At 62.5% G+C, this 18,512-nt stretch carries 17 protein-coding genes; 14 read left to right on the top strand and 3 right to left on the bottom strand.

What is annotated here, in order from left to right:
- Nucleotides 1-13: 13 nt before the first annotated feature.
- Together ACSVDO_RS18615 and ACSVDO_RS18610 are read right to left on the bottom strand one after the other, a co-directional pair.
- Nucleotides 14-1,099 carry a TFIIB-type zinc ribbon-containing protein gene (locus tag ACSVDO_RS18615; RefSeq protein ID WP_332538996.1) on the bottom strand — a complete coding sequence of 362 codons (1,086 nt, stop codon included), beginning with the start codon at nucleotides 1,097-1,099 and terminating at the stop codon, nucleotides 14-16.
- A gap of 130 nt (nucleotides 1,100-1,229) precedes the next feature.
- A complete protein-coding gene (locus ACSVDO_RS18610) occupies nucleotides 1,230-2,342 on the bottom strand; it encodes an SPFH domain-containing protein (protein ID WP_489593940.1) in 1,113 nt (370 codons plus the stop codon).
- Between the two features lie 179 nt (nucleotides 2,343-2,521).
- Here ACSVDO_RS18610 and glyQ point away from each other — a divergent pair, with 179 nt between their 5' ends.
- From glyQ to ACSVDO_RS18580, 6 genes are all read left to right on the top strand, one after another.
- Nucleotides 2,522-3,463 carry a glycine--tRNA ligase subunit alpha gene (gene glyQ, locus ACSVDO_RS18605; RefSeq protein WP_332538970.1) on the top strand — a complete coding sequence of 314 codons (942 nt, stop codon included), beginning with the start codon at nucleotides 2,522-2,524 and terminating at the stop codon, nucleotides 3,461-3,463.
- A 23-nt stretch (nucleotides 3,464-3,486) separates the two neighbouring features.
- The gene (gene glyS, locus ACSVDO_RS18600; RefSeq protein ID WP_489593939.1) at nucleotides 3,487-5,598 is read left to right on the top strand and encodes a glycine--tRNA ligase subunit beta; all 2,112 of its coding nucleotides are present in this window, start codon (nucleotides 3,487-3,489) and stop codon (nucleotides 5,596-5,598) included.
- 19 nt (nucleotides 5,599-5,617) lie between these two features.
- Complete coding sequence (locus ACSVDO_RS18595; RefSeq protein WP_332538972.1) at nucleotides 5,618-6,184, top strand: D-glycero-alpha-D-manno-heptose-1,7-bisphosphate 7-phosphatase; 567 nt, start codon at nucleotides 5,618-5,620, stop codon at nucleotides 6,182-6,184.
- Between the two features lie 75 nt (nucleotides 6,185-6,259).
- The gene (locus tag ACSVDO_RS18590) at nucleotides 6,260-7,000 is read left to right on the top strand and encodes a lysophospholipid acyltransferase family protein (RefSeq protein WP_332538974.1); all 741 of its coding nucleotides are present in this window, start codon (nucleotides 6,260-6,262) and stop codon (nucleotides 6,998-7,000) included.
- Nucleotides 7,001-7,007: 7 nt separating this feature from the next.
- Nucleotides 7,008-7,973, top strand: a complete 966-nt coding sequence (locus ACSVDO_RS18585) for a M48 family metallopeptidase (protein WP_489593937.1) — start codon at nucleotides 7,008-7,010, stop codon at nucleotides 7,971-7,973.
- A 70-nt stretch (nucleotides 7,974-8,043) separates the two neighbouring features.
- A complete protein-coding gene (locus ACSVDO_RS18580) occupies nucleotides 8,044-8,481 on the top strand; it encodes a rhodanese-like domain-containing protein (RefSeq protein ID WP_489593935.1) in 438 nt (145 codons plus the stop codon).
- Nucleotides 8,482-8,683: 202 nt separating this feature from the next.
- Here ACSVDO_RS18580 and lysM read toward each other — a convergent pair whose 3' ends face one another.
- On the bottom strand, nucleotides 8,684-9,166 hold the full coding sequence (gene lysM / locus ACSVDO_RS18575) for a peptidoglycan-binding protein LysM (protein WP_489593933.1): 483 nt from the start codon (nucleotides 9,164-9,166) through the stop codon (nucleotides 8,684-8,686).
- A 172-nt stretch (nucleotides 9,167-9,338) separates the two neighbouring features.
- Here lysM and ACSVDO_RS18570 point away from each other — a divergent pair, with 172 nt between their 5' ends.
- The 8 genes from ACSVDO_RS18570 (at nucleotide 9,339) to ACSVDO_RS18535 (ending at nucleotide 18,441) form a co-directional block, all read left to right on the top strand.
- On the top strand, nucleotides 9,339-10,115 hold the full coding sequence (locus tag ACSVDO_RS18570) for a type III pantothenate kinase (RefSeq protein WP_332538979.1): 777 nt from the start codon (nucleotides 9,339-9,341) through the stop codon (nucleotides 10,113-10,115).
- A 266-nt stretch (nucleotides 10,116-10,381) separates the two neighbouring features.
- Entirely contained in the window at nucleotides 10,382-11,443 is a 1,062-nt protein-coding gene (gene rfbB / locus ACSVDO_RS18565; protein ID WP_332548372.1) for a dTDP-glucose 4,6-dehydratase, read from the top strand.
- Nucleotides 11,440-12,327, top strand: a complete 888-nt coding sequence (gene rfbD / locus ACSVDO_RS18560; RefSeq protein ID WP_489593930.1) for a dTDP-4-dehydrorhamnose reductase — start codon at nucleotides 11,440-11,442, stop codon at nucleotides 12,325-12,327. Before rfbB ends, rfbD begins: the two co-directional genes overlap by 4 nt.
- Nucleotides 12,328-12,333: 6 nt before the next feature.
- Nucleotides 12,334-13,221 (top strand): glucose-1-phosphate thymidylyltransferase RfbA, encoded by an 888-nt coding sequence (gene rfbA, locus ACSVDO_RS18555; protein ID WP_489593928.1) that lies wholly within the window; start codon nucleotides 12,334-12,336, stop codon nucleotides 13,219-13,221.
- Nucleotides 13,218-13,766, top strand: coding sequence for a dTDP-4-dehydrorhamnose 3,5-epimerase (rfbC, locus tag ACSVDO_RS18550; protein ID WP_489593926.1), 549 nt, complete (start codon nucleotides 13,218-13,220; stop codon nucleotides 13,764-13,766). The genes rfbA and rfbC overlap by 4 nt, the downstream gene beginning before the upstream one ends.
- A gap of 116 nt (nucleotides 13,767-13,882) precedes the next feature.
- Nucleotides 13,883-15,175 (top strand): hypothetical protein, encoded by a 1,293-nt coding sequence (locus tag ACSVDO_RS18545; protein WP_489593924.1) that lies wholly within the window; start codon nucleotides 13,883-13,885, stop codon nucleotides 15,173-15,175.
- 6 nt (nucleotides 15,176-15,181) lie between these two features.
- A complete protein-coding gene (locus ACSVDO_RS18540) occupies nucleotides 15,182-16,411 on the top strand; it encodes a glycosyltransferase (RefSeq protein ID WP_489593922.1) in 1,230 nt (409 codons plus the stop codon).
- The gene (locus ACSVDO_RS18535; protein WP_489593920.1) at nucleotides 16,411-18,441 is read left to right on the top strand and encodes a hypothetical protein; all 2,031 of its coding nucleotides are present in this window, start codon (nucleotides 16,411-16,413) and stop codon (nucleotides 18,439-18,441) included. Before ACSVDO_RS18540 ends, ACSVDO_RS18535 begins: the two co-directional genes overlap by 1 nt.
- Nucleotides 18,442-18,512 lie beyond the last annotated feature (71 nt).

The following is an 18,512-nucleotide window of genomic DNA, read 5'->3' as shown; positions in this document are numbered from 1 at the left end:
ACCCGGTCCCCGCTTATTGGCTCATCGATACCAGCACCAGCACCACCAGCAGCGCAAGGATCACCGCCAGCGTGATCTTGACCCAGCTATAAGGCTGCTCGCCGGCGATCTGTCCGGTGTAGCCGTTGGCGACGATCTGGTAGCTCTTGCGGCCGTAGGTGTAGCCCACGAGCCAGACCGGCATCAGCGTGTGCTTGAACGTGCGGCCCTGGTAGCGGCTTTGCACGCGCAGGTTGCGCTGGGTGTCGCCCGGCACCTGGCGCGAGCACATCTGGCGCACCGCGTCATCCATGTCCTGCCGGTTGAGTTCGGCCGCCTTGCCCAGGTCGACCTGGTAGCGTTCCACGGTCCAGCCGCGCACGAACTCGGGCGTATAGGGCTTGAGGTCGGTCGTGGTTGGGAAAGGCTCGATCTTGCGCAGCAGCGCCGCGTGCACGCCCACGGTGCCCGGCACCAGCGCATCGTCGAAGAAGTGCGCGAGCTGTCCGGACGCGGGCTCCCAGCGCACATGCTGCACCTGGCGCGTCTGGGTGTTGCCGTTGGCGTCGCGGTAGGTTTCGGTCGTGTAGTAGTAGAAGCCGGCGTCGGCCTGCCATGCGGCCTGCACATGGGCGTCGAAAGTCCAGTAGGGCAGGTACAGGCCCTTGAGCGTGTCGGTCAGCGCGGCGTTCTTGAGCTTGTTGGGCGCGAACCAGCGCGAGCCATACCATTTGCGGATCGCGTCGCGGATCTGGCCGTCGCTGATCTTGAACGGCAGGATGCTCTGTGGCGTGATCGCGTCGTTGCGCTCCTCGTGCGCGACGATGGCCGGCGAGCCGCAGAAGTCGCAGCGCTGGGCCGTGCGTCCGTCGACGAACACCGAGATCGCGCGGCAGTTCTGGCATTGCACTTCGCGCCGCTGCTGACCCCAGCCGCGGCCCGCTTGCGGGTTCTGCAGCGCCGCGGCCAGGTCCTGCTCGACCACGGCATTGCCCAGTTCCTGTTGCTGGGCTTCGCTCCAGGGAACGACGGTGCCACAGTAAGGGCAGCGCAGGGCCTGGGCCTTGGCGTTCCATTCGAGGTTGGCGCCGCATTCGGGGCAGGGATGCTTGCCGACCATGGCTGGAGGCGGTGCTTCGGCCACGGCCGAATAGCCGGCATCGGGAGAGCGGGAGGGTTCTGGGGTCACGGCCAAGCCACCTTGGCGCCGCAAGGGCGCCGGTCGTCGATAAGCAGGAGAGGCGCTGGTTTCAGCCGCGCAGGTATTCGTCCAGGGCGCTTTGCGCGATGCGCCAGTTGGCGCCGATCTTGCGTGCCTTGAGGTGGCCAGCGTCGATTTCAGCCATCACGTCGGCCAGCTCCACGCCCAGCACCTGCGCGGCCTGCTCGGGCGTGAGCACCTGCAGCGCCGCGGGAGCGGCCGCCGGCGTCTGTGCCGACTGGGCCGCTGCGGGGGAGAACGGGTCCGCCGGGGAGGGCGTTCCCACGCCCGCCGTTCCGGCGGGCGCCGACTGCATGCTGCGCATCATTTCCTGCGCCATGCCAAAGCCCATGGCCATGGTCGCGGGCATGGTCGCCGCGGCGCTGCCTTCGCCGCCGGCCGCCATGGCCTGGCCCATCTGGTACTTCACATAGTCGTTGAGGTTGCCGATCGCGCCCATGCTCGAGCGCTTGTCGATGGCCTGCTCGACTTCGGGCGGCACCGACACGTTCTCCAGGATGAAGCTGCTGATCTCCAGGCCGTACTTCTCGCGCATCGCGGGGTTGATCAGCTGCAGCAGCGCGTCGCCCAGGTCGCTGTAGCGCGTGGCGACATCGAGCACCGGAACCTGGGCCTTGGCCAGCGCCTCGGTGAACACGCTCACGATGCGCGAGCGCATGGTGTCGGCGAATTCGTCGAGGCGGAAGTTCTGGTCGGTGCCCGCGACTTCCTTGAGGAACTTGGGCGCTTCGACGATGCGGAAGTCGTAGGAGCCGAAGGCGCGGATGCGGACCACGCCGAAGTCCTTGTCGCGCATCATCACCGGGTTGGCCGTGCCCCATTTGTTGCCGGTGAACAGCCGCGTGTTGAGGTAGTAGACGTCGCACTTGAACGGCGACTGGAAGCCATATTTCCAGCCCTGCAGCGTCGACAGGATGGGAATGTTCTGCGTGCTCAGCGTGTGCTTGCCGGGCTGGAACAGATCGGCGAACTGGCCGGCCGAGACGAACTGCACCTGCTGCGATTCGCGCACGATCAGCTGCGCGCCGTTCTTGATTTCCTTGTCCTCGTCAGGCCAGCGGTACGACAGCGTGTCGCGCGAATCATCGGTCCATTCGATGACTTCGATCAGTTGCTTGGTGATGATGTTCAACAGACTCATGACTGGCCTTGGCGGAGTGGAAAACGTGCAGCACATTGTAGGGCGACCCATGCCCCGAGCATGCCCATGGGGGCAGGCGCGGGCGGCAAACCCGGGCGCCGACATAAAATCACGGTTTACGCGCGCAGCGCGCGCCCTTATCGAAGCGCAGGACCGGCCTGCCGCAAGCTCAAAAAGTCATGCTGACATTCCAACAAATCATTCTGAAATTGCAGTCGTACTGGGACGCCCAGGGCTGCGCCCTGTTGCAGCCCTATGACATGGAAGTGGGTGCTGGTACCTCGCACACCGCGACCTTCTTGCGCGCCCTCGGCCCCGAGCCGTGGAAAGCCGCCTATGTGCAGCCCAGCCGCCGTCCCAAGGATGGCCGCTACGGCGAGAACCCGAACCGCCTGCAGCACTACTACCAGTTCCAGGTCGTGCTCAAGCCCGCGCCCGACAACATTCTCGAGCTCTATCTGGGCTCGCTTGAAGCCCTGGGCTTCGATCTGAAGCAGAACGACATCCGCTTCGTCGAGGACGACTGGGAAAACCCGACGCTGGGCGCCTGGGGCCTGGGCTGGGAAGTCTGGCTCAACGGCATGGAAGTGACGCAGTTCACCTATTTCCAGCAGGTCGGTGGCATCGACTGCAAGCCCGCGACCGGCGAGATCACCTACGGCCTCGAACGCCTGGCGATGTACCTGCAGGGCGTGGACAACGTCTACAACCTGCAGTGGACCGACACGCTGACCTATGGCGATGTCTACCACCAGAACGAAGTCGAACAGTCGACCTACAACTTCGAGCACGCCGACGCCGACTTCCTGTTCACGGCCTTCGCCGCGCATGAAAAGCAGGCGCAGAACCTGATCGAGCAGTCGCTGTCGCTGCCCGCCTACGAGCAGGTGCTCAAGGCCGCGCACAGCTTCAATCTGCTGGATGCGCGCGGCGCCATTTCGGTGACCGAGCGCGCCGCCTATATCGGCCGCATCCGCAATCTGGCGCGCACCGTCGCCAAGGCCTACCTCGACAGCCGCGCGCGCCTGGGCTTCCCGATGGCGCCCAAGGCCTGGGCAGAGGAAGTGCTGGCCGACCTGGCCAAGGCCGAGCAATCCGCCGCCGCCAAGAAGACCGCCTGAGCCGCTGCGACAGAGATAACACCATGAACCACTCGAATCTTCTTGTTGAACTGTTCGTTGAAGAACTGCCCCCCAAGGTCCTGCAAAAGCTCGGCGACGCGTTTGCCGGCGTGCTGTTCGACCAGCTCGCGGCCCAGGGCCTGACCAGCACCGGCTCGCGCCTCACGGCCTATGCCTCGCCGCGCCGCCTGGCCGCGCACATCACCGAAGTCGCGCCCCAGGCCGCCGACAAGGCCGTGTCGCAAAAGCTCATGCCCGCCACCGTGGGGCTCACGGCCGATGGCCAGGCCACGCCCGCGCTGCTCAAGAAGCTCGCCGCGCTGGGCGCCGATGCCTCGGCCGTCGCCGGCCTGCAGCGCGTGCACGACGGCAAGGCCGACGTGCTGTATTTCGAAAGCACGGCGCGCGGCGCGCAGCTGACCGAAGGCCTGCAGAAGGCGCTCGACGAAGCGATCGCCAAGCTGCCCATCCCCAAGGTCATGCGCTACCAGCTGCAGGACGGCTGGACCAGCGTCAACTTCGTGCGCCCGGCCCATGGCCTGGTCGCGCTGCACGGCACGCAGGTGCTGATCGGCGTCAAGGCGCTGGGCCTGACGGCCGGCTCCGCCACCCACGGCCACCGCTTCGAGGCCGCCGTGGACCCGGTGGTCATCGAAAGCGCCGACAGCTATGCGCAGCAACTGGCCGAGCAGGGCGCGGTGATCGCCAGCTTTGCCGAGCGCCGCGCCGATATCGCGCGCCAGCTGCAGGCCGCGGCTGAAAAGGTCGGTGGCGGCGTGCGCCCCATCGAGGACGAAGCGCTGCTCGACGAAGTCACGGCGCTGGTCGAGCGCCCGCATGTGCTGATCTGCGAATTCGAGAAGGAATTCCTCGGCGTGCCCCAGGAATGCCTGATTTTGACGATGAAGGCCAACCAGAAGTACTTCCCGCTGCTGGCCGCCGACGGCAAGCTCACGCACCAGTTCCTGGTGGTGAGCAACATCCGCCCCGCCGATGCGAGCGCGGTCATTGGCGGCAACGAGCGCGTGGTGCGCCCGCGCCTGGCCGATGCCAAGTTCTTCTTCGACCAGGACCGCAAGAAGACGCTGGCTTCGCGCGTCGAAGGCCTGGGCAAGGTGGTCTATCACAACAAGCTGGGCACGCAAGGTGAACGCGTGGACCGCGTGCGTGCGATCGCCAAGTCAATAGGCCAGCAGCTGGGCGACAGCGCGCTCGCGCGCCAGGCCGATCTGGCCGCGCAGCTCGCCAAGACCGATCTGGTGACCGACATGGTCGGCGAGTTCCCCGAACTCCAGGGCACGATGGGCCGCTACTACGCGCTCAACGACGGCCTCGATGTCGCGGTCGCCGATGCGATCGAAGACCACTACAAGCCGCGCTTCGCGGGCGACGAACTGCCACGCAATGACGTGGGCGTGATCGTCGCGCTGGCCGACAAGCTCGAAACTCTGGTCGGCATGTTCGGCATAGGCAACCTGCCCACGGGCGACCGCGATCCGTTCGCGCTGCGTCGCCATGCGCTGGGCGTGGTCCGCATGCTGGTCGAGAAGGACCTGGCGCTGGACCTGGAGACGCTGCTGGTCAGCACGCTGCCCGCGTTCGGCGACAAGATCACCGACGCCACGCCCGCGCTGCTCGACTTCATCTATGACCGCCTGGCCGGCAACCTGCGCGAGCAGGGCTTCAGCGCTCAGCAGGTCGATGCCGTGCTGGCGCTGCGTCCGCAGCGCCTGGCCGACGTGCAAAAGCGCCTCGAAGCCGTGCGCGCGTTTGCCGCGCTGCCCGAGGCGCCGGCGCTGGCCGCGGCCAACAAGCGCGTGGGTAATATCCTGAAGAAGGCCGAAACCGCCGTGCAGGCGCGCGTCGATGCGAGCCTGCTGCAGGAAACCGCAGAACAGGAGCTGAACCAGGCGCTGCAGACCACCGTGCCGCGCGCCGACGCCCAGTTCGCCGAAGGCGACTACACGGCCAGCCTGCAGACCCTCGCGGTGCTGCGCGCTCCCGTGGACGCGTTCTTCGACAAGGTGATGGTCAATGCCGAGGACCCGGCGCTCAAGGCCAATCGCCTGGGACTGCTGGCGACGCTGCACGAGGCCATGAACCGCGTCGCCGACCTGTCGCGCCTCGCGGCCTGATCCGCAAGGCTGCCGCGCCATGAAGCTCGCCATCCTCGACCGCGACGGCACGCTCAATGGGGCGGGCGAGTCGTTCCTGCAGGCCCCCGAAAGCTGGGTCGCGCTGCCCGGCGCGCTCGAAGCCGTGGCCAGGCTCAACCGCGGCGGCTGGCATGTGGTGCTGGCCACCAACCAGCCCGGGCTGGGCCTGGGTGAGGTCGGCATGGGCGAGCTCAATGCCCTGCACGCCAGAATACACCGCGCGCTGGCTGCGGCCGGCGCGCGCATCGAGGCGGTGTTCTATTGCCCGCATGCGCCGGGCGAGGGCTGCGGCTGCCGTGCGCCCGCGCCCGGGCTGATGCGGCAGATCGCCGAACGCTATGGCGCCGAGTCGCATGAGACCTGGGTAATAGGCAGCTGCGCCGAGCACCTGCAGGCCGGCGCGCATCTGGGCGCCCACCTGCATCTGGTCTGCGCCCGCACCGCGGGCGGTGGGCCGCTGTCGCCCGAATTTCCGCCGCAGGTGCGCGCGCACGCGAGCCTGGCCGAACTGGTCGCGAGCCTGCTGCCCGCCGAGCCGCTGCCGCCGCCTTCGCCGCCAGGCTGAGTTCCCGGGAGCCGGGCCCCTGCACCCATGAGCGCCTCCGCGCCCCGCTGATTAATTGATTGGACTGATTTCGCCATGCCACTGATCCGCTCCGTGATTCACATGCTCTGGATGGCTGTGACCTGCATTCCCTATACGCTGGCCATTCTGATCGTGCGATTGTTCGGCGCCTCGCCGCGCACGCGCTACCGCATCGCGCGCGCCTGGCTCAAGCTGAGCGTCGACAGTGCCGGCTGGTTTGCGGGCGTGAAGTACCGCACGCAGGGCATGGAGCATCTGCCGACCGACCCGCAGCAGGGCGTGGTGCTGCTGGTCAAGCACCAGTCGACCTACGAGACTTTCCTGATGCCGGCGATCATGCCGCGCCCGCTGGCCTATGTGTTCAAGCGCGAGCTGCTGCGCCTGCCGTTCTTCGGCTGGTCGATAGGCAGCCTGGACATGATCTACATCGACCGCTCCGACGGTTCGCGCGCCTTCCACAAGGTGGTCGAACAGGGCAAGCGGCTGCTGGCCCAGGGCACCTGGGTGATCATGTTTCCCGAAGGCACGCGCGTGCCGCGCGGCGAGAAGGGCGTCTACAAGTCGGGCGCGACGCGCCTGGCCATCATGGCCGGCGTGCCCGTGGTGCCCATTGCCGTGACCTCGGCCAAATGCTGGCCGCGCAAGGCCTTCATCAAGCGTCCGGGCATCGTCGACGTGAGCGTGGGCCCGCAGATTCCGACCACGGGCCGCAAGCATGATGAGCTGATGCTCGAAGCCGAGACATGGATCGAAAGCGAAATGCGGCGCCTGGACCCCGAGGCCTACGCACGCTGAGCGGACGATGACCGGCCTGCTGCAGCGTGCCTGGGATTGGCTGGCGCCGCCAGAGGTGCCGCTGGTCGACGGGCAATTGGTCAAGCGCCCACGGCGCGGGGCCGCGCCGCCCGCGGCTGCGGCCCCGGCCGCGCCGCTGCAAATGGAACTGGTTCCGCTGTGCGCACCTGAGCCCTCGCCTCAACCTGAATTGCCCCCACCGTGCAGCGCGCCTGTCGTGGACTTTGTCCATCCCCAGGCGAGCCACCATCTGCAGCTGGCGGGCATACGCGTAGGCTACCTGCTGGAACGCAGCCAGCGGCGCAGCGTAGGCATGACCGTGGGCAGCGACGGCCTGCGCGTGCGTGCGCCGCTGCGCGTGGGCCTGGGCGCCGTGGAACGCGTGTTGCAGGACAAGGCCGACTGGATAGTGCGCAAGCTGGCCGAACAAAGAGAGCGCGGCCTGGAGGCGCAGAGCGCGCGCCTGCAATGGGGCGCGCAGACCGTGTTGCCGTACCTGGGCGGTACGCTGCGCGTGACCTGCGGCGCTGCGCTGCCCGGCAGGCCCGCGGCGCAGCTGCAGCCCGCGCTCGGCGCCTTGCAGCTGGCGCTGGCCGCCGATGCGCCGCCCGAGCTGGTGCGCAGCCGTGTGCATGCCTGGTGGTTGCAGATGGCGCGCAGTCATTTCACCGCGCGCCTGGACCATTTCGCGCCGCAACTGGGCGTGCAGTGGCGCAGCCTGCGGCTGTCGAGCGCGCGCACGCGCTGGGGCAGCGCGCGCAGCGACGGCGCGATCCGGCTGAACTGGCGGTTGATGCATTACGCGCCCGAAGTCATCGACTATGTCGTGGTGCATGAGCTGTCCCATCTGCGGCACATGGACCACAGCGCGCGCTTCTGGGCCACGGTCGCCGGCGTGCTGCCCGACTACCGGGCGCTGCGCCAGCGCCTGCGCGATCAGCCGGCTCCGCTCTGGAGCGATGCGGACGATTGATGGGTCAAAGCCCGTGATGCGCGCCAGGCCGTCGCTGGAAACGCGCGCGCAGTTCTGCGAGACTGGCGGAATGACTGATTCCCTGACTTCCGATTCTTCGACCCCTGGCGTTCGTCCCGCCCAGGGCTATGCAGGCGATCTGCCCGCGGCGCTGGCCTGGCAATGGGTGCAGCAGGGGCAGGCGGTGCTGGTCGACGTGCGCACCGACGCCGAGCGCGAATGGGTAGGGCGCGTGCCCGGAGCCCAGGCCGTGGCATGGAAGCAATGGCCGGGCATGGCGGCGAATGCCGACTTCGACACCCAGCTGCGCGCTGCCGTGCCCGAGGGCATGAAAGTGGTGCTGCTGTGCCGCAGCGGCGTGCGCTCGGTCGCGGCCGCGCAGCGCGCGGCGACGCTGGGTCTGGAGGCGTACAACATTCTCGAAGGCTTCGAAGGCGATGCCGATGCCAGCGGCCAGCGCGGCCATGTGGGCGGCTGGCGCCGCGCGGGCCTTCCATGGCGACAATAACGAACCCCCACGCTTGCTCGCTGCGCGTAGCCGCTGCCCCCCAAGGGGGCTGTTTTGCCTTGGGGCGGCCCGGCGGCAAAAACGAACCCCCACGCTTGCTCGCTGCGCGTAGCCGCTGCCCCCAGGGGGGGCTGTTTTGCCTTGGGGCGGCCCGGCGGCAAAACAACCGCGCCACTGGTTTAGCGGCGCGGCATACCAGCGCTTATTGCGCAGGAATGCGCAGCTTCTGGCCGGGATAGATCTTGTCGGGATGGCTCAGCATGGGCTTGTTGGCTTCGAAGATCGCCGGGTACTTGTTGGCATCGCCGTAGTACTTCTTGGCGATTGCCGACAGCGTGTCGCCGCGCACCACATCGTGGTACTGGGCTTCAGGCTCGGGGTTGGTGACCTTCATCTGATTGTCGACCGAAGTCACGCTGGCGACATTGCCGCAGCACAGCGTGATCTTTTCCTTCGCGGCCTGGGTGGGGGCGTCGCCCGTCACAGTGACCTTGCCTTGCGTGCCGTCGAATGTCACCTTGACATTGCTCGCGCCCAGATTCTGGCTGGCGATGTAGGCTTCGATCGCGCTGGCGGCCTTGATGTTCAGGTCGTCCTGCGATGCGCCTGGCACGGGCGCCGCCTGGGCATCCTTGCCGCCAAACAACTTCTCGCCAGCTTCCTTGATGAAAGAGAAAAGACCCATGGGATGACTCCTGTGAAAAGCAAAGAGGTCCCACTCTAGCCTGAGTTCGGCCATCGCGGCGTCGGATAACGACTTGTCAAGACATTTCAATACATTTGCGTCCGACGCCAATAAGACGACGCGCGGCCGCGCGAATCCCCCGGCCGGGGCAAAACTCCGCATAATTCGCCGCATGACATTTCTGGCCATCGACGTTGGCAACACCCGTCTCAAATGGGCGATGTACGACGCGGCGCACCCTGGCGCCAACCTGCTGGCGCATGGCGCCGAATTCCTCGAACACATCGATCAACTGGCGGAAACCGGTTGGGCGGGCCTGCCCGCGCCCGATCGCATGCTCGGTTGCGTGGTCGCGGGCGATGCGGTCATGCGCCGCGTGCAGCAGCAGATCGAGCAGATGGCGGATTGGGATGTCGTGCCGCAGTGGGTCGTGCCTTCGGTGGCCGAAGCCGGCGTGATCAACGGCTACGACCACCCGACACGCCTGGGCGCCGACCGCTGGGTGGCGATGATAGGCGCGCGCCACCAGGTGCTGCGCCAGGGCCCGCCTCGGCCGCTGGTCGTGGTGATGGTGGGCACGGCGGTGACGGTCGATGCGCTGGACGCCGAAGGCCACTTCCTAGGCGGACTGATTCTTCCCGGCCACGGCATCATGCTGCGCGCGCTCGAGACCGGTACCGCAGGCCTGCATGTGCCCACGGGCGAGGTCACGCTGTTCCCGACCAATACCAGCGATGCGCTCACCAGTGGCGGCACCTATGCGATCGCCGGTGCCGTGGAGCGCATCTACCAGCATCTGAGCGCACGCTGCGGCGAAGCGCCGGCCTGCATCATGGCCGGTGGCGCGGGCTGGAAAATGGCGCCCAGCATGTCGCGTCCGTTCGAGCTGACAGACAACCTGATCTTCGATGGCCTGCTGGTGATTGCCGCGCAGCGCTGGACTGCCTGAACTGGCGCTGACTCTGGCGAGTTTGTGAGGATTTGTCCTGAGCGGGCATGTCTGCGCAGGCTGGGCCCAGGAGCATGAACCCGCTGCTTGACGGCTTGGCGCCATCGGACCTTGCGTGCGGCGATCGCGGGCGGCCAGGGCCCGGGCATGCCGCACGGATTCATCGCGCTGCACGGATTACCGCTGGTGACTCGCATTGGTGCACACATTAATGCGTCAATGAGATAATTGAAAGCTTCGCCGAGAGGCATTTATATACACCACCCATGATTCTGATCACAGGCGGCGCAGGCTTTATCGGTGCCAATTTCGTACTTGACTGGCTGTCGGTGCATGACGAGCCGGTCGTCAACCTCGACAAACTGACCTATGCGGGCAATGTGCACAACCTTGCGAGCCTGCAGGGTGATGACCGCCATGTGTTCGTGCAGGGCGACATTGGCGACAGCGCCCTGGTGTCCGAGCTGCTGCGCAAGCACCGGCCGCGCGCCGTGGTCAACTTCGCCGCGGAAAGCCATGTGGACCGTTCCATCCATGGTCCCGAGGATTTCATCCAGACCAACATCGTCGGCAGCTTCCGCCTGCTCGAGGCGGTGCGCGCCTATTGGAGCGAGCTCGAAGGCGAAGCCAAGACCGCATTCCGCTTCCTGCATGTATCCACGGACGAGGTCTACGGCAGCCTGGCGCCCGATGCCCCGGCGTTCACCGAGTCGCACAACTATGAGCCCAACAGCCCGTACTCGGCGAGCAAGGCCGCGAGCGACCATCTGGTGCGCGCCTGGCACCATACCTATGGTCTGCCGGTCCTGACCACCAATTGCAGCAACAACTACGGTCCGCTGCATTTCCCGGAAAAGCTCATTCCGCTGATGATCGTCAATGCCCTGGCCGGCAAGCCGCTGCCCATCTATGGCGACGGCATGCAGGTGCGCGACTGGCTTTACGTCAAGGACCACTGCAGCGCCATTCGCCGCGTGCTCGAGGCCGGCCGTCTGGGAGAGACCTACAACGTCGGCGGCTGGAACGAAATGCCCAACGTCGAGATCGTCAACAAGGTCTGTGCCTTGCTCGATGAGCTGCGCCCGCGTGCCGACGGCCAGTCGTACCGCGCGCAGATCAGCTATGTCAAGGACCGGCCCGGCCACGACCGCCGCTACGCGATCGACGCCCGCAAGCTCGAGCGCGAGCTGGGCTGGAAGCCGGCCGAGACCTTCGAGACCGGTATCCGCAAGACGGTGCAGTGGTACCTGGACAATCCCGAATGGGTGGCGCAGGTGCAAAGCGGTTCCTACCGGGACTGGGTGCAGACTCAATACGCCAGCGCATGAAAATCGTTCTTCTGGGCTCCACGGGCCAGGTCGGCTGGGAACTGCAGCGCAGCCTGGCCGTGCTTGGCGAAGTCATTCCCCTGAGCCGCCAGGGCACGCCCGCGGTCGATTTCGCCGATCCCGAAAGCGTGGCGCGCAGCGTGCGTGCACTGCGCCCCGACGTGATCGTCAATGCGGCCGCGCACACGGCTGTCGACAAGGCCGAGGCCGAGCCGGAGCTCGCGCGCCTGCTCAATGCGACCACGCCCGGCTTGCTGGCGCGCGAAGCGCAGGCGCTGGGCGCGTTGCTGGTGCACTACAGCACCGACTATGTGTTCGACGGCAGCGGCAGCGAGGCACGCTCCGAGGATGCCCCCACAGCTCCGCTGTCGGTCTATGGCCGCACCAAGCTCGAAGGCGAGCAGGCGATTGTCGCGTCCGGCTGCCGGCACCTGATTTTCCGCACCAGCTGGGTCTACGCGGCGCGCGGCGGCAATTTCGCCAAGACCATGCTGCGCCTGGCGGGAGAGCGTGAACGCCTCACGGTCATCGATGACCAATGGGGCGCGCCCACGGGCGCCGATCTGATCGCTGATGTCACCGCCCATGCGATACGGCATGTGGGCCATTCGCCGCAGGACCTGGGCCTGTACAATCTCGTGGCTTCGGGCCAGACCTGTTGGCATGCCTACGCCCGGTTCGTGATCGAGACCGCGCGCAGCCTGCGCCCGGAGTTGCCGCTGCGCGTCAGCGAGATCGCGCCCATACCCACCAGTGCCTTCCCCACCCCTGCGCAGCGGCCGCTGAACTCCCGATTGGACACGTCGCGCCTGCAGGCACGCTTCGACCTGCGACTGCCTGACTGGCAGCAGGGCGTGGTCCGCATGCTCGACGAAACTTTGTAAATAAACATGACACAACGCAAGGGCATCATCCTGGCCGGCGGCTCGGGCACCCGCTTGCATCCGGCCACGCTGGCCATCAGCAAGCAACTGCTGCCGGTTTACGACAAGCCGATGATCTATTACCCGCTGAGCACACTGATGCTCGCGGGCATACGCGAAATCCTGATCATCAGCACGCCCCAGGACACGCCGCGTTTCGAGCAGTTGCTCGGTGACGGCAGCCAGTGGGGGCTGCGCCTCGATTACGCGGTGCAGCCCAGTCCCGACGGGCTGGCCCAGGCGTTCATCATCGGCGAGCAGTTCCTGGGCGGCGCGCCCAGCGCGCTGGTGCTGGGCGACAACATTTTCTACGGCCACGACTTCCAGCATCTGCTGGCGCGCGCCAGCGTGCGTGACGAAGGCGCGAGCGTCTTTGCCTACCACGTGCAGGATCCCGAGCGTTACGGCGTCGCCGATTTCGATGCTTCGGGCAAGGTGCTGACGCTCGAAGAAAAGCCCGCCGTGCCCAAGAGCAACTATGCGGTGACCGGCCTGTACTTCTACGACGGCCAGGTGGTCGAAATGGCCAAGCGCCTGCAGCCTTCGGCGCGCGGCGAACTCGAGATCACCGACCTCAACCGCATGTACCTGGAACAGGGTCAGCTGCAGGTGGAGATCATGGGCCGTGGCTATGCCTGGCTCGATACCGGCACGCATGAAAGCCTGCTGGAAGCCGGGCAGTTCATCGCCACGCTCGAAAACCGCCAGGGCCTCAAGGTGGCCTGCCCCGAGGAACTTGCGTTCCGCCAGGGATGGATAGATGCCAAGCAACTCGAGAGCCTGGGCCAGGCAATGGCCAAGAACGGCTACGGCCAGTATCTGCTGCGCTTGCTGAAAGAGAAGGTGAGTGCATGAACGCGACTCCACTGGCGATCCCGGACGTCATCCTGTTCGAGCCCAAGGTGTTTGGCGACGCACGCGGCTTTTTCTTCGAGAGCTTCAACAAGAAGCTGTTCGACGCCGCCACGGGCGGTCAATACGAATTTGTGCAGGACAACCACAGCCGCAGCACCAAGGGCGTGTTACGCGGCCTGCATTATCAGTTGCCGCCGCATGCACAGGGCAAGCTGGTGCGCGTGGTGCAGGGCGCGGTGTTCGATGTCGCCGTCGATGTCCGGCGCCGTTCGCCCACGTTCGGGCAGTGGGTCGGCGCGGAACTCAGCGCGGAGAACCACAAGCAGCTGTGGGTGCCGCCGGGCTTTGCGCACGGCTTCGTGGTGCTCACCGATACCGCGGATTTCCTCTACAAGACCACCAGTTACTACGCTCCCGGGCACGAGCGCTGCATCGCCTGGAACGACCCGCAGCTCGCGATCGAATGGCCTTTGAGCGAGCCACCCAGCCTTTCGGGCAAGGATGCCTTGGCATCGGCCTGGGCGGACGCCGAGGTATTCGAATGAACGCCATGGTTGTCAAGATGTCCTGCGCTGTTCGCGCGTGCATTTTCAACGGCTGACCGGGTATACCCTGGCCTTCGTGAATGCCGCGGAATTTAAATGAGAACAGGAAAGTTGCTGTGAATGAATTGGTGAAGAAAAAGGACGGAGAAGTACCTTTCATTGATATTTTTTACGGTCTCTATCTGTTTGTGGATAGGCTTTATAAGATATTGATTCAGCGCAAGGCTGAAGATGTTTTCTTTTTCGCGCGCGAAGGCCAGTTGTTGAAGGAAATGTTTGATTTTTATCAATCGACACTGATTGTTGAGAAAAGAATAAAATCACATTACCTGAAGGTTTCCCGTCGTTCGACTTTTCTGTTGTCGCTTGGGCCATTGCATCAGGAAGGTTTTGATGTATTGTTCAGGCAGTATCGCCGCATTTCCATACTGGATTTTCTCAAGAGCCTGGATCTGGTCGAATCGGCAGAATTGTTTGCGCGGGAGATGGGGATAGGCGTCGATGCGCTGGCTGAGGTCAGCTCCGATCTGCCGACGGACAAACGGTTCTTGAAGATGCTTCAACTCCCGGCTTTTCAAGACGCATATGAAAGCCAACGCCTTGAACGCAGCTTTGCATTCTCGGAATACGTGAAATCCTTGCTGGGTGCCACGGAATTGCCGACAGACCTGCATGTGGTTGACGTGGGCTGGAAGGGATCCATTCAAGACAACGTCTACCATTGGTTTTCCAAGGAAAAAGGTAGCGGGGCAAAAGTCCACGGATACTACGTGGGGCTTATCGCGCCTGGGGCGACTACGGCTGAAAACACCAAGGCGGGTTTGCTCTTCTCTTCCACGGAAGGGCGCACACCAGGGTTCCATGTCTTCAATGAGAACCGGTCGCTTTATGAGGTGATCTTGCATGCCGACCACGGGTCGGCGCGCCGATATGTTTTTTCCAAATCCACGGGTGTGTCGGTCATCGAGGACGAAGTCACCGATGCGGCGATGATCGCTGAATTTATAAGACCTGTTTCCCGGGACTTGATGGTGAAGTTCAAGAAGCTTGCCGTCACTATGAGCGCCGCCAAGCTTTCAGATAGTGATTTGCTCAAGCTGGCAATGAGCCGCCATGGTCGAATGGTTTTCAAGCCCACGAAAAAAGAGATTGAGTGGATTTTCTCTGTATCCCATGTCGAAAATTTCGGGGTTTTTGAAGAATCCTCTTTCGGTGGTGAGGAGAAGTCGGTTCCATTTCTGAAGAAAATAAAATTCACATGGAATCTGGTGCTGCTGCGTCGTCCGTCGCAACTGGGATTCTGGCCTTGGTTGACGATTCGACGCAATGCGGTGCCGGGAATGGCTTCGGTTTATGAGTTTGTTCGCATCCGTCAAAGCCGGGTAAATCCAGAAAACGGTGCAGGGTAAAGATGTATGAGTAATCCAAGAATTTGTTTTCTGATTGGATCGATGGCTATAAGCGGGGGAACTTATGTCATCATTCAACATGCCAATTATCTTCGTTCGGCCGGGTTTGATGTAACGCTCGCAGTTCAGGAGGCTTTTACTGCTGCAACGCTGAGCTGGCATGATCAGGCAAGCCAGTTGCATTGCATACCCATAGAACAGGCAAAGTCGGAAGAATTCGATCTGGTCATTGCCACCTGGTGGAAGACCGCGTTTGAACTCGGTAACTTCAAGGCCAAGCACTACGCCTATTTCGTGCAGTCCATCGAGTCCCGGTTCTATCCTGAGACTGATGTCCCTTTGCGGGCGTTGGTCGATGCGACTTACAAATTCCCTGTGCATTTCCTGACCGAAGCGGGCTGGATCAAGGAATACCTTGGGGAAAAATATGGGAAGACATCGGCCCTGGTTCGCAACGGTATCCGCAAGGACGTCTACAAGACCGTGGGCACGGCAATCAGCGATCGCCCGAAGAAACAACCGCGCGTCTTGATTGAAGGCCATTTTGGCGTCAAGTTCAAGAATACCGCGCTTGCCTTGCGCCTGGCGCGCGAGGCGGGTGCGCGCGATATCTGGGTGCTTACAGGGTCGCCGGTTCGCTGGGTGCCTGGTGCATCGCGGGTGTTTTCCCGCGTTCCCATGATGGAGACTGCAGACATTTATCGATCCTGCGACATCCTGGTCAAGCTCAGCACGGTAGAGGGAATGTTCGGCCCACCATTGGAAATATTCCACTGCGGCGGCACGTCCATCGTCTACGACGTCACAGGACATGATGAATACATCGTGGATGCGCACAATGCACGCGTTGTCAAAAGAGGCGATGCGGACGGCGTCGTCGCTGCGCTGAAGACACTTTTGACGGATGCAGCCGCTCTTGAGACACTCAAGAAAGGTGCAATCCAGACCGCCGAAAAATGGCCTTCCTGGGAAGCCGCTTCTGCGGAATTCATGGCCTGGGTCAATATCGTTCTTGGTGAGCAAGAAGGCGATGCAGAAATACTTCGTACTCTGTCTGCGCAGGCATTTTCAGAATATGTAAGTGACGAGCAAGAGCATCTGAGGAATAACCCCGGTATCGTGCGACGTCACAAAATCAGCGCCATTGCCGCAAAATTCCCGCCCGCATTCACTCGTGCGGTCAAGCAGATGGAGACCGTTGCTGAGATTGTCTTGCAGGGAAGAAAGACTTACTGATGTACGAACTTCGAACGGTGGACGTGTGGGACACCCTGCTGCGTCGCGACTGCCATCCGGAATGCATCAAGCTGGCGACCGCCCGCTACCTGTCGATGACTGCTGCGCGGGAACTGAAGGCCGGTTTCCAGGACATGTGGAGTCTGTATGAGGCAAGACTTGACGCCGAAAAACGCATTGCAAATGCTGCGCGCCAGCGTGGCGATGACGATGAGTATGAAATTACCGATGTCCTGAGAGCGTGGCTCGATATTTCCTGGCAAGGCAGCTTTGATTCGCGGCTGCCGGCAGAACTGGCTGAATACGAGTTGAGCGTTGAGATTGCTCGAACTTATCGCGATCCCGATATCCTGGATTTTCTGGCGAAATATCCGGCCGAGAGGACCATTTTTCTTTCGGATTTCTACATGAACTCCAAGATGCTGGGGCGTTTGCTCGCTGCACATCAATTGGATGACGTGATTTCTGGCGGCATATCTTCCTGTGATGTCAATCGCAACAAGCGGTCGGGTAATCTGTTCAAGCATGTCCAGTCTACATTGAATGTCGATGGTGCCAAGCATATCCATGTCGGTGACAATGAGTGGTCCGATGTGGATTCTCCAGGGAAATTCGGAATCGAAGCCGTTCGATTCCTGCCTTCCGTGGAGCATGAAAAGAGAATGTCGCGCGAACATCTGTTCTCATCGCGTCAAGCACTTTTTTCGCATGTGCACGGTCTTTGCAAGGAAAGTTCCCTGGAGCTTGCGGACAAGGCAAGCAGCGACGAGACATTTTTCCTAGGTGTAGAGGCTGCACCACTTTTCATGGGGTTTGCACTCTGGATTGCCGAGCAGGCGGTCTTGAGAAAGTTCGACAGAATAATATTCTTGACGCGTGAAGGAGAGTTCTTTCATGCGATGTATTCGAAGATTTTTGCCGATGGAATGTTTGCGGGCATAAGACTGCCTGAATCTTCCATTTTTCCTGTCAGCAGAATATCCACTTTTTCCGCTTCGCTGGGACGGGCTGACTTCGAAGAAGTATCACGTGCATGGTCCATTTTTGGCGTGCAGCGGGTTTCCGCTCTTTTTGCGATGCTGGATGTCGCAACAAGTGATTTTTCGGCGACGCTGGCTCAGCTGGGATTGCGTGTCGATGAAATGGTGGAGAACCCTTCTTCCGACGCGCGATTGCGAGCGCTTTTCGCCCAGCCCGCTTTCTATGAAGCAGTGACAGCATCGGTGCAGAAGAACAAGCTTCTTTTGAAGGACTTGCTGGCCGAGCATGGAGTCATTGATGGAATGAATGTGGGAGTGGTCGATATCGGCTGGCGCGGTACTATTCAAGACAATATTGCACTCGCGGCGCCACTGATAAATTTCCACGGCATGTATCTGGGCCTGCGCTCATTTGTCAATCCCCAGCCGCTGAATGTGACCAAGAGTGCCTATGGTCCACATGAAGAAGTGGAAAGCGATCTCAACAAGCTGTTTGAGGTGTTTTCTGCGATGGAGATGGTCTGTTCCTCGCCCCATGGCAGTGTCGTTGGTTATTCAAGAGAAAATGGCAAGGTGCTTCCCGTTAGGGAGATATCTTCCGATGAAAATGTCGCTTACTTCGAGTTTTCTCATAAATTCCAGCAAGGCGTATTGTTTTCCTGTGCCCAATGGGCGCCCTATCTGAATGCCTATGTGGTCTCGGCAACGGAGTTGCGCGAAAGTGCCATGAAAGTGTGGGAAGGCTTCAGGCGGTCGCCGCCAAATATTTTGGCCAAGATCTTCATGCAGACGCCTCAGCATGATGCTTTTGGTTTTGGGGAAGTTTTTTCGAGAAACAATTTTCCGTCGTTGACAACGATTTTTCTTTCGCCATTCAATAACAAAAGGCGGCGTGAGATATTCAGTTTCGTCCGCCGGGTTCAGTGGACTGCGGCCGTGGACAGCGCCAAGGAGCTGGGCTGGTTCCATCGCAAGACACTATCCCTGGTGTTCTTTCTCGCAAACCACTTGAAAGTGCTGCGTATGAAAATGCGTCATGGGAAGAAGTAGGGCTGCCTTGGATACGGTGTGAAATTCTGGCCTTGGGAATATTGCCTAGGAAGAATTTACCGGTTTGGTTT

The organism is Comamonas sp. DB36 (genome assembly GCF_057914905.1).
The sequence above is the reverse complement of the archived record's forward strand: the minus strand, read 5'-3'. Positions and strand labels throughout refer to the sequence as shown.